This is a genomic window from Yinghuangia sp. YIM S09857, assembly GCF_051388915.1.
Classification (GTDB): Bacteria; Actinomycetota; Actinomycetes; order Streptomycetales; family Streptomycetaceae; genus Yinghuangia.
This window is the reverse complement of record NZ_JBPKBH010000020.1, coordinates 26,637-36,111: the sequence shown is the minus strand read 5'-3', so window position 1 is coordinate 36,111 and position 9,475 is coordinate 26,637. Positions and strand designations below refer to the sequence as shown.

Sequence of the window (9,475 nt, the reverse complement as noted above, 5' to 3'; positions counted from 1 at the left end):
GGGGCCGTGCCACGGTCCCGCGCACCGGTCCAGCCTCCGCTTGGTCCGGGAGCACGCCATGTACTTGTCCTCCAGTCGCAACGGCGATCTGAGCACGGGAGTTCGCGGTGACCCGGAGTCCGGGGCACCGCCGGATCCGCCACCGGGGCCGCCGGACCCGCGGTCTGACCCACCGTCAGAGCCCCGGTCACAACGGGAGTCGCGGCGAACTCCCGAATCGGCCCGCTGTCGCCGCTCTGCCCGCTCTCCCCGCCCTCGCCGCCGAGTCGGCCTGATCGTCGCCCCCAACGTCGTCGCGCTCGGTGTGGTCTCCTTCGCCACCGACGTCTCCGCCGAGATGGTGACCGCGGTCCTCCCGGTGTACCTCGTGCTCGGACTCGGCCTGTCCCCCCTGGCGTTCGGCATGCTGGACGGCCTCTACAACGGCGCCACCGCGTTCCTGCGCATCGCGGGCGGGCACATCGCGGACCGTACGCGGCGGCACAAGCCCGTGGCCGGGTTCGGCTACGGACTGTCCGCCGCCTGCAAGTTGGCCCTCCCGGCGGCGCACTCGGTGCCGGTGATCGGCGCGGTGATCGCGGCCGACCGGATGGGCAAGGGCGTACGGACCGCGCCGCGCGACGCGCTGATCTCGCTGTCGACGCCATCCGGCGCGCAAGGCAGGGCCTTCGGCGTACACCGCGCCTTCGACACGGCAGGCGCGCTGCTCGGGCCGCCGGCGGCGATGGCGGTGCTGTGGTTCACCGCGCAGGCGTACGACGCGGTCTTCGTGGTCAGCTTCTGCCTCGCGGCGTTCGGCGTTCTGCTGCTGTGCCTGTACGTGCGCGAAATCCCCTACGCACCAAAGCCGGAGGCGTCCAAACCCGTGACTCCGCGTGTATCTGTCGCCGCCCCGGCGCGGCCGCGGCTGCGCGAGGCCGTCGGGGTGCTGCGCGTACCGGCTTTCCTGCGCGTGTGCCTGTACGCGCTCGTGCTCGGCGCCGCGACGATCGGCGACGGCATGGTCTACCTGCTCCTTCAGCAACGCGTGGACCTGCGACCGCACTTGTTCCCGCTGCTGCCGTTCGGCACCGCGCTGGGGTTCCTGCTGCTGGCCGTGCCGGTCGGGCTCGTCGCCGACCGGGTGGGCCGGCTAAGGGTGTTCCTTGCGGGCCATGTCTTTCTCCTGTGCTGCTACGCGGTGTTGCTGGCGCCGATGCCGCGCGGCGTGCTCGTCGTGCTTCCGCTGGTCCTGCTGGGCGTCTTCTACGCCGCGACCGACGGCGTCCTCATGGCCGTCGCCGCACCGCTCGCGCCCGAACGGGTGCGCGGCGGGTCGCTGGCACTCGTCCAGACCGGCCAGGCGGCGGGGCGGGCGGTCGGGGCGGTGGCGTTCGGCGCCGCCTGGACCGCGTGGGGACCGCGTACCGCCCTCGTCGCCGCGACCGCGGTGCTGGGGGCGGCGTGCGCCGCGACGGCCGCCGTGGCGTACCGCTGCCGTCGGCGCGGTGCTTCCCGCGCACCTTTGCAAACCTCCCGTACCCTCCCGGAGGACGCCCGATGACCCGCACCTCCCGTACTGTCGTGCTCGCCGTGGTGACCTCGCTGCTGATCGGGGTGGCGGTGGCGTACACGCTGCACGCCGCCGGCCGGTCGGAGAGCGGGCCGGAGCAGGAGCTGAGCGAGGTCACCCTCGACGAGCCGGGGCGGATCGTGTTCCGGACGACGATGGCGGGCACCGGACGCGACCACCTGGCGGCCGTACCGCTGTCCGACACCGGGAAGGACGACGGCGACGACGGGCGGCGGATCTCGCCGACCTCGTGCCTGGTCTTCCACGCCGCGAAGGGGACCGGCGTGTGCCTCAAGCTCGCCAACGCGGCCCTGCACACGTACAACGCGGTGATCCTGGACAACCGCCTGCTGCCGGTGGACAGCCGCGAGATGGCCGGGACCCCGTCGCGCGCCCGGGTCTCGCCGAGCGGTCGGCTGGTCGCGTGGACGTCGTTCGTGGGCGGCGAGTCGTACGCGGGACTGGACTTCTCCACCCGCACGGCGATCCTCGACCGGCGTACGGACACGCTGCACAACAACCTGGAGGACTTCGCGATCATCCGCGACGGCAAGCCATACAAGGCCGCGGACGTCAACATCTGGGGCGTCACCTTCGCCGCCGACGACAACCGCTTCTACGCCACCGTCGCGACCGACGGCCACCGCTACCTGGCCGAAGGCGACCTCGCCGCGCGCACCCTCCGCACACTACGCGACAACGTCGAATGCCCGTCCCTCTCACCGGACGGCACCAAGCTCGCCTACAAGAAGCGCGTCGACGGCACGGCTCCGTCCCGCCCCTGGAAGCTCTTCACCCTCGACCTCGCCACCGGCCGCGAGACCCCGACCGCCGAAACCCGCACCCTCGACGACCAGGCCGAATGGCTCGACAACGACACCGTCCTCTACAACCTCCCCGGCGACCTCCGCGCCGACGTCTGGGCGACCCGGGCCGACGGCACCGGCACCCCGGCCCTGGTCCTCCGCCACGCCCTCACCCCAGCGGTCCTGCGGCCTTGAGCTCCGCTGGCATGCTGCTGGCTGCGCTGTTGTCTACGTTCGGGACGTTTCCGAAGAAGCGCTGACTGTCCTCAAGGTGCGCGCTGCCCAGGCGAGACAGTCGCTTCAGTCGTATGTACGCGACGTGCTGGAGCGTGAGGCAGCTATGCCGACACTCGAAGAGGCCGCCGCGCGCGCCGCCGCGGTCGCGGCGCTGAACGCCACGAGCGGTCCCTTCCGCACCGCGGATGTCCTCGACGCGATCGACGAGGGGCGGTCGCGCCGATGATCGTGATCGATTGCAGCGCATTAGTACAGATGTACACCAATCCCGGCCCGGTCGGAGTCGCGGTGCGCGACCGTGTCGCGAAGTCCGTCACCCTGCTGGCACCCATCCTGGTGGACATCGAAGTCGCGTCGGCACTGCTCGGCATGGCACGCGGGGTTCGCGGCGGTCGACCGAAGCTCACGCAGTCTGCCCTCGACGCGGCCATGAACGACTACGCGGGACTTCCACTGCGGCGCATGGAACACCTGCCCCTGCTCGCACGCATTCGCGAACTCTCCCCGAACATGTCCGCCTACGACGCCTCGTATGTCGCCTTGGCAGAGCTGTACAACCTGCCGCTGGTGACCAGCGACGCCCGTATAGCCCGCGCGGGAGTCGCACGCTGCACCATCGAAACGATCACCGACTCGGTGACCTGAACAGGTGAACAACGGGGGAGGCGAAGCGACTCACACTCGTGCGGCCCGAAGGCCCCCAATGACGCCCCGCCGAGCACCTGTTCGCGGCGCGAGGCGGGGCGGGTCCGGTGGGGGTTCGGTGCGGGACGCGCCCGAGTCGGCAGGGTGGGGGGCGGGGTCCGGAATATCCGCTGGTGGTTGTGGGGCCCGGCATGCCTATCCTTGGGCGCGTATGGATACGCCGTCTGCCTCCGCGCCGCTCGCTGATCTGCGGGCTCGATTGTCCGGTGTGACCCTGCGTGACGAGCGTCGGCTGGCGCGGCGGATCGACGGGGCGCGCCGGGTCCGTGACGCCGGGGCGCGGGCCTCCATCGTGGCGGAGTTGGCCGGGGAGGTCGAGGACGCCGAGGTACGGGCCGGGCTGCGCGCCGCGGCCGTGCCGGAGATCGCGTACCCCGAGCAGCTCCCGGTGTCGCAGAAGAAGGACGACATCGCGGCGGCGATCCGGGACCACCAGGTGGTCATCGTCGCGGGCGAGACCGGGTCGGGGAAGACGACGCAGCTTCCGAAGATCTGCCTGGAGCTGGGGCGCGGCGTGCGCGGGCTGGTCGGGCACACGCAGCCGCGGCGGCTCGCCGCGCGCACGGTCGCGGACCGGATCGCGGAGGAGCTGAAGACCCCGCTCGGGTCCACCGTCGGCTACAAGGTGCGGTTCAACGACCAGGTGTCGGACGAGTCGCTGGTCAAGCTGATGACGGACGGCATCCTGCTGGCCGAGCTCCAGACCGACCGCGACCTGCTCCAGTACGACACGCTCATCATCGACGAGGCGCACGAGCGCAGCCTCAACATCGACTTCATCCTCGGCTACGTGAAGCAGCTCCTGCCCCGGCGGCCGGACCTGAAGGTCGTCATCACGTCGGCGACGATCGACCCGGAGCGGTTCTCGCGGCATTTCGGGGACGCGCCGATCATCGAGGTGTCGGGGCGGACGTACCCCGTCGAGGTGCGCTACCGCCCGCTGGTGGCCGACGAGGCGCACGAGGGCGAGGGCGACGACCGCGACCAGGTCCAGGGGATCATCGACGCGGTCGAGGAGTTGCAGCGCGAGGGGCCCGGCGACGTGCTGGTGTTCCTGTCCGGCGAGCGGGAGATCCGCGACACCGCCGAGGCGCTGACCAAGCGCAACCTGCGGAACACCGAGATCCTGCCGCTGTACGCGCGCCTTTCGTCCGCCGAGCAGCACCGCGTCTTCCAGCAGCACAGCGGCCGCCGCGTCGTGCTCGCCACCAACGTCGCGGAGACCTCGCTGACGGTACCCGGCATCAAGTACGTCGTCGACCCGGGGACCGCGCGGATCTCGCGCTACAGCCACCGCACCAAGGTGCAGCGCCTGCCGATCGAGGCGGTGTCGCAGGCGTCCGCGAACCAGCGCAAGGGCCGCTGCGGGCGCACCTCGGACGGCATCTGCATCCGGCTGTACGCCGAGGACGACTTCCTCGCCCGCCCGGAGTTCACCGACCCCGAGATCCTGCGCACCAACCTCGCCTCGGTCATCCTCCAGATGACCGCCATCGGGCTCGGCGACATCGCCGCGTTCCCGTTCATCGACCCGCCGGACCGCCGCAACATCAAGGACGGCGTCGACCTGCTCCAGGAGCTGGGCGCGATCGATCCCGCTCAGACGGACGTACGCAAGCGCCTGACGCCGGTCGGCCGCAAGCTCGCGCAACTGCCGGTCGACCCGCGCATGGCCCGCATGGTGCTGGAGGCCGAGCGCAACAACTGCGTGCGCGAGGTGATGGTGATCGCCGCGGCGCTGTCGATCCAGGACCCGCGTGAGCGGCCCGCCGACAAGAAGGAGCAGGCGCAGCAGCAGCACGCGCGGTTCGTCGACAAGGAGGCCGGGTCGGACTTCCTGACCTACCTGAAGCTTTGGGACTACCTCCAGGAGCAGCAGAAGGAGCGCTCGTCGTCGGGCTTCCGACGCATGTGCAAGCAGGAGTTCCTGAACTACCTGCGGATCCGCGAGTGGCAGGATGTCTACAGCCAACTGCGGCAGACCGTACGGCAGATGGGCATCCGGCTGAGCGACCAGCCGGCGGACGCGCAGCGCATCCACACCTCCATCCTGATCGGGCTGCTGAGCCACATCGGGCTGTACGACGCGGCCAAACGCGAGTACGGCGGCGCGCGCGGCACGCGCTTCGCGGTCTTCCCCGGCTCGTCGTTGTTCAAGAAGTCGCCGCGCTGGGTGATGTCGGCCGAGCTGGTCGAGACGACGCGGCTGTGGGCGCGCGTCAACGCGCGGATCGAGCCCGAGTGGATCGAGCCGCTGGCCGAGCACCTGGTGAAGCGCAACTACAGCGAACCGCACTGGGAGCAGCGGGCGGGCGCGGTGATGGCGTTCGAGAAGGTGACGCTGTACGGCGTGCCGATCGTCGCGCAGCGCAAGGTGAACTACGGGCGCATCGACCCGGAACTGTCGCGCGAACTGTTCATCCGGCACGCGCTGGTGGAGGGCGACTGGCGTACCCACCACACGTTCCTGAAGGAGAACCGGGCGCTGCTGGACGAGGTCGAGGAGCTGGAACACCGGGCGCGGCGGCGGGACATCCTCGTCGACGACGAGACGTTGTTCGAGTTCTACGACCAGCGGCTGGGCAAGGACGTGGTGTCCGGGCGGCACTTCGACACGTGGTGGAAGAAGACCCGGCAGAAACAGCCGGACCTGCTCAGCTTCGAGAAGTCGATGCTGATCAACGAGCGCGCGGGCGGGATCGACGAGGCGGACTACCCGGACTTCTGGGTCCAGGGCGACCTGCGGCTGCCGCTCACCTACCAGTTCGAGCCCGGCAACGCCGCCGACGGCGTCACCGTGCACATTCCGCTGGCCGTCCTCGGCCAGGTGGTGCAGGACGGGTTCGACTGGCAAATCGCGGGCCTGCGCGAGGAGTTGGTGACCGAGCTGATCCGCTCGCTGCCGAAGTCGCTGCGCCGCAACTTCATTCCGGCGCCGGACGTCGCGCGCGCCGCACTGGCCCGCATGACGCCGCGTCAGGAGCCTTTGCCTCAGGCCCTCGCACGCGAACTCCAGCGCCTCAAGGCGATCCCGGTCCCGCCGGAGAGCTGGGACTTCGACCGCATACCGGAACACCTGCGGATGACCTTCCGCGTCGAGGACGACCGGGGCAAGCCGCTGGCGGAGGGCAAGGACCTCGCGGAGCTGAAGCTGCGCCTCAAGCCGAAGTCGCAGGCGACGCTGTCGCGCGCGGCCGACACCGTGGAACGCACGGGGCTCAAGGAGTGGGGCGGACTCGGCACCCTGCGACGGACGTTCGAGTCGACGCGCGACGGGCACCCGGTCAAGGGGTACCCGGCGCTGGTCGACGAGGGCGACAGCGTTGCGGTGCGCGTGTTCGAGACGGAGGCGGAGCAGCAGGCCGCGATGTGGCTCGGCACCCGGCGCCTGCTGATGCTGGGCGTGAACTCGCCGGTCAAGGCGATCGCGGGACGCCTGCCCAACCGCGCCAAGCTCGCCCTCAGCCACAATCCGCACAAGGACATCGCGGACATGTTCGAGGACTGCGTCGCGTGCGCGGTCGACAAGATCATGTCCGACGCGGGCGGACCGGCCTGGGACGCCGAGGGATTCGCGAAGCTGCTCGCGAAGGTGCGCGCCGACCTCCCGGCGACCACCGAGGACACCGTGGTCAAGGTGGAGCGCATCCTGACCGTGCACCACGCGCTGGAGGTCAAGCTGAAGGGCACCACGAGCCTCGCACTCGTGCCCGCCCTGACGGACATCCGGGCGCAGCTCGGGGGTCTGGTGCACCGCGGCTTCGTCGCCGAGACGGGCTGGCGGCGCCTGCCGGACGTACTGCGCTATCTGCGGGGTGTGGAGCGGCGGTTGGCCAAGCTGCCGAACGACCCGCACGGTGACCGGCACCGGATGCTGAAGGTGGCGGACCTGGAGGAGGCGTACGCGCGGCGCCTCGCGAACCAGCCGAAGGGGCGCCCGCCGAGCGAGGAGCTGCGGCAAGTGCGGTGGATGATCCAGGAGTTGCGGGTCAGCTACTTCGCGCAGTCGTTGGGGACGCCGTATCCGGTGTCGGACAAGCGGATTCTGAAGGCGCTGGAGTCGTAGGGACTGGAGTCGTAGGCGCTGGAGTCGTAGAGGCTGGAGGCACAGGCACAGGCACAGGCGCCGGCGCCTTGGTGCAAGCCGGGTCGGGGGTTAGGGCGCAGGGGCTGGGGCGGGGCGGCCCAGGCGTTCGGACCGCCGCGGGTGCGGCGGCAGCGGCGAGGAGCAGGTGCGGCAGGCGGAAAGTCCTTGTAAGTACCGGAGTTCTCCCCTACCGTCCGCCGTCGTGGGACACACACGCCGCACGTTCGCGACGCTCGGTACGGTCCTCGCGGCACTCGCCGCCTTCCTGGTCTCGCTCCCCGTCTCCGCCCACGCGGATCCCGGCGGACCGGTGCCGGTCGCCGAGGGCCCGGTCACCGGCCCCGGTACGCCGTGGGCGGCGATCACCGACTCGGGCGAGGCCGCCGCACGCGGGTACGGCGAGCGCGAGTACTTCCTTTCCGGGACGGCGACTTCGTACCGCCGGGTGGGAACGTGGGACGCGTCCGGCCGGTGGGCCGCGGAGCCGGACACGACAGCGGCGTACAAGACGCGCATGCTGGTGCGCACGCCGAACGACACGGCGCGCTTCAACGGCACTGTGGTGGTCGAGTGGTTCAACGTGAGCGCGGGCTTCGAGACCGCGCCCGACTACCAGTTCATGCGTGAGGAGATGCTGCGGCGCGGGTACGCGTGGGTCGGCGTCTCGGCGCAGGCCGCCGGGATCAACGCTCCCCCGGGGCCCTTCGGCCTCGGCGGGCTCAAGTCCTACGCGCCGACCAGGTACGGATCGCTCAGCCACCCCGGCGACGCCTACTCGTACGACATCTTCACGCAGGTCGCCGCGGCGCTGCGGGTGACCGGGCCGGGCGACCTGCTGGGCGGCCTCGGCGACGGGCGCCGGATCATCGCGAACGGCGAGTCGCAGTCGGCGTTCCGGCTCACCACGTACGTGAACGCCGTGCAGCCGCTGACCGGGGCGTACGACGGCTTCCTGATCCACAGCCGCTTCGCGTCGGCCGCTCCGCTCGGGGGCGGATTGCAGGAGCCCGAGATACCGGTGGCGTTCATCCGGCCGGACGCGGGCGTGCCGGTGCTGGTGACGGAGTCGGAGACGGACGTACCGCTGCACCTGGCGGCGCGTCAGGACGACTCGGACGCGTACCGGCTGTGGGAGATGCCCGGGACCTCGCACGCCGACGCGTTCACCGGCGCGACGGCGATCGGCTGCGACAAGCCGGTGAACTCGGGGCCGCAGACGTACATGATGCGTGCCGCGCTGCGCGGGTTGGCAGCCTGGACCGAGGGCGGCGGGCCGCCGGCCTCGATGCCGCGGATCGAGGTCGACGGGGCCGGGACGGTCGTCCGCGACACGTTCGGCAACGCGCTCGGCGGCATCCGCACCCCGCAACTCGACGTGCCGATCGCGGCGTTGCGCGGGGACGGCAACTCCGGCCCGAACCAGTTCTGCCAACTCGTCGGCACGACGGTCCCGTTCGACGCCCCGACGCTGCGCGCGCTGTACCCCGAGCACGCCGCGTACGTCACCGCCTTCGACTCGGCGGCCCGACGCGCCGCCGACGCGGGCGGCATCCTCGCCGACGACCTCCCTGCCCTGCACGAGGAGGCCGACGCCGCACCCGTCCCGCCGCCGCCCTCCGGGGCGTTGGCGCAGCACGTCGAAGGAGAGGTGCGCCCCGGCCTGCTCGCCATGTCGCAGCAGTCATCCGGCGTCACCCTCGCACCCACGACGATCGACGGCACTCGGAAGACCGTGACGGGGCGTCTGAACACCGTGGCCGTGCGCGATTTCCGCGGCTCGACACTCGGCTGGTCGCTGACCGGCCAGACCACCGACTTCACTTCGACCACCGGCGGCACCATCCCCGCGGAGGCATTCTCCTGGACCCCCGCGTGCGCCTCAGGAAACCCCGATATGCCCAGCCGCGCAACTCCCGGCTCTTCCGGACCACTTCCCGCCAACGGCGCTCTGTGCACCCAGTCGGAGAACCCCCGCGGACAGGTCTCCGGCGGCGAGTTCACCGCGGATGCGCAACTCGCCTTGCAGATACCGGCGTTCCCGCTTGCCGGGGCCTACACCGCAACCCTCACCCTGACACTGATCTGAGC

General features: G+C 71.0%; 6 protein-coding genes and 1 pseudogene. All 7 read left to right on the top strand.

Translation table 11 applies throughout. The features are described 5' to 3' along the window. Positions 1 to 304: 304 nt before the first annotated feature. The 7 genes and pseudogenes from ACRX5S_RS31985 to ACRX5S_RS31955 all read left to right on the top strand — a co-directional run bounded on the left by ACRX5S_RS31985 (position 305) and on the right by ACRX5S_RS31955 (position 9,473). Entirely contained in the window at positions 305 to 1,543 is a 1,239-nt protein-coding gene (locus ACRX5S_RS31985) for an MFS transporter (RefSeq protein WP_436776666.1), read from the top strand. Beyond that, positions 1,540 to 2,553, top strand: a complete 1,014-nt coding sequence (locus tag ACRX5S_RS31980) for a TolB-like translocation protein (protein ID WP_436776665.1) — start codon at positions 1,540 to 1,542, stop codon at positions 2,551 to 2,553. Before ACRX5S_RS31985 ends, ACRX5S_RS31980 begins: the two co-directional genes overlap by 4 nt. A 37-nt stretch (positions 2,554 to 2,590) precedes the next feature. After that, positions 2,591 to 2,680: pseudogene (locus ACRX5S_RS31975) on the top strand (FitA-like ribbon-helix-helix domain-containing protein); the annotation flags it as partial. A gap of 18 nt (positions 2,681 to 2,698) precedes the next feature. Continuing rightward, positions 2,699 to 2,821: a hypothetical protein gene (locus ACRX5S_RS31970; RefSeq protein ID WP_436776664.1), complete on the top strand. Its 123-nt coding sequence runs from the start codon at positions 2,699 to 2,701 to the stop codon at positions 2,819 to 2,821. Continuing rightward, positions 2,818 to 3,240 carry a type II toxin-antitoxin system VapC family toxin gene (locus ACRX5S_RS31965; protein ID WP_436776663.1) on the top strand — a complete coding sequence of 141 codons (423 nt, stop codon included), beginning with the start codon at positions 2,818 to 2,820 and terminating at the stop codon, positions 3,238 to 3,240. Before ACRX5S_RS31970 ends, ACRX5S_RS31965 begins: the two co-directional genes overlap by 4 nt. Positions 3,241 to 3,451: 211 nt before the next feature. Then, positions 3,452 to 7,366: an ATP-dependent RNA helicase HrpA gene (hrpA, locus tag ACRX5S_RS31960; RefSeq protein ID WP_436776662.1), complete on the top strand. Its 3,915-nt coding sequence runs from the start codon at positions 3,452 to 3,454 to the stop codon at positions 7,364 to 7,366. A 223-nt stretch (positions 7,367 to 7,589) separates the two neighbouring features. Further along, positions 7,590 to 9,473, top strand: a complete 1,884-nt coding sequence (locus tag ACRX5S_RS31955) for an alpha/beta hydrolase domain-containing protein (protein WP_436776661.1) — start codon at positions 7,590 to 7,592, stop codon at positions 9,471 to 9,473. The last annotated feature ends 2 nt before the right edge of the window (positions 9,474 to 9,475 follow it).

Coding starts and splice junctions, on each gene's coding strand:
- ACRX5S_RS31970 (WP_436776664.1), top strand. CDS start 2,699: ATGCCGACACTCGAAGAGGCCGCCGCGCGCGCCGCCGCGGTCGCGGCG.
- hrpA (WP_436776662.1), top strand. CDS start 3,452: ATGGATACGCCGTCTGCCTCCGCGCCGCTCGCTGATCTGCGGGCTCGA.
- ACRX5S_RS31965 (WP_436776663.1), top strand. CDS start 2,818: ATGATCGTGATCGATTGCAGCGCATTAGTACAGATGTACACCAATCCC.
- ACRX5S_RS31980 (WP_436776665.1), top strand. CDS start 1,540: ATGACCCGCACCTCCCGTACTGTCGTGCTCGCCGTGGTGACCTCGCTG.